Origin of the sequence: Pseudidiomarina fusca (assembly GCF_032227045.1) — a bacterium.
Classification (GTDB): Bacteria; Pseudomonadota; Gammaproteobacteria; order Enterobacterales; family Alteromonadaceae; genus Pseudidiomarina; species Pseudidiomarina fusca.
In genome coordinates, this window is the sequence record NZ_JANFPJ010000079.1 from 1 (window position 1) to 1783 (window position 1783).

Annotated in this window: 1 rRNA gene; it reads left to right on the forward strand. The window is 52.8% G+C overall.

The window, feature by feature from the left end:
• Positions 1-1721: ribosomal RNA gene (locus NOG12_RS13115) — 23S ribosomal RNA — on the forward strand; the annotation flags it as partial.
• Between the last annotated feature and the right edge of the window lie 62 nt (positions 1722-1783).

The following is a 1783-nucleotide window of genomic DNA, read 5'->3' on the forward strand; positions in this document are numbered from 1 at the left end:
TTTGCTGGGTAGGGGAGCGTTCTGTAAGCCGTTGAAGGTGTGTTGAGAAGCATGCTGGAGGTATCAGAAGTGCGAATGCTGACATGAGTAACGATAATGGGGGTGAAAAACCCCCACGCCGGAAGACCAAGGTTTCCTATCCCATGTTAATCAGGGTAGGGTAAGTCGGCCCCTAAGGCGAGGCCGAAAGGCGTAGTCGATGGGAAACGGGTTAATATTCCCGTACCGACATGAACTGCGATGGGGGGACGGAGAAGGCTAGGCAAGCCGGGTGTTGGTTATCCCGGTGAAAGTATGTAGGTTGGTGGTTTAGGAAAATCCGGACCGCTAAGACTGAGATACGAGACGAGCATCTACGGATGCGAAGTTGTTGATGCCATGCTTCCAGGAAAAGCCTCTAAGCTTCAGGTTCATGTTGACCGTACCCCAAACCGACACAGGTGGTCAGGTAGAGAATACTAAGGCGCTTGAGAGAACTCGGGTGAAGGAACTAGGCAAAATAGTACCGTAACTTCGGGAGAAGGTACGCCAGAGCTGGTGAAGTCCACACGGACGGAGCCGGAGCTGGCCGCAGTGACCAGGTGGCTGGGACTGTTTATTAAAAACACAGCACTCTGCAAAATCGAAAGATGACGTATAGGGTGTGACACCTGCCCGGTGCCGGAAGGTTAATTGATGGGGTTAGCGTAAGCGAAGCTCTTGATCGAAGCCCCGGTAAACGGCGGCCGTAACTATAACGGTCCTAAGGTAGCGAAATTCCTTGTCGGGTAAGTTCCGACCTGCACGAATGGTGTAACCATGGCCACGCTGTCTCCACCCGAGACTCAGTGAAATTGAAATCGCCGTGAAGATGCGGTGTACCCGCGGCTAGACGGAAAGACCCCGTGAACCTTTACTACAGCTTGGCACTGAACATTGAACCTCCATGTGTAGGATAGGTGGGAGGCTATGAAGCGTTGGCGCTAGTTGACGTGGAGCCATCCTTGAAATACCACCCTTGTATGTTTGATGTTCTAACTTAGCCCCATTATCTGGGGTGAGGACAGTGCCTGGTGGGTAGTTTGACTGGGGCGGTCTCCTCCCAAAGAGTAACGGAGGAGCACGAAGGTTGGCTAAGTACGGTCGGACATCGTACGGTTAGTGTAATGGCACAAGCCAGCTTAACTGCGAGACAGACACGTCGAGCAGGTGCGAAAGCAGGTCATAGTGATCCGGTGGTTCTGAATGGAAGGGCCATCGCTCAACGGATAAAAGGTACTCCGGGGATAACAGGCTGATACCGCCCAAGAGTTCATATCGACGGCGGTGTTTGGCACCTCGATGTCGGCTCATCACATCCTGGGGCTGTAGTCGGTCCCAAGGGTATGGCTGTTCGCCATTTAAAGTGGTACGCGAGCTGGGTTTAGAACGTCGTGAGACAGTTCGGTCCCTATCTGCCGTGGGCGTTTGAGAGTTGAGAGGGGTTGCTCCTAGTACGAGAGGACCGGAGTGAACGAACCGCTGGTGTTCGGGTTGTCATGCCAATGGCACTGCCCGGTAGCTACGTTCGGAATCGATAACCGCTGAAAGCATCTAAGCGGGAAGCGAGCCTCAAGATAAGCTCTCACTGACATGTAATTGTCCTAAAGGGTCGTTGGAGACTACAACGTTGATAGGCGGGGTGTGGAAGCGTAGTAATGCGTTGAGCTAACCCGTACTAATTGCCCGTGAGGCTTAACCATACAACACCGAAGGTGTTTAGGGCTGTAGCCAAGACATAAGTTCGAGCTTCTACTAGGCTCAA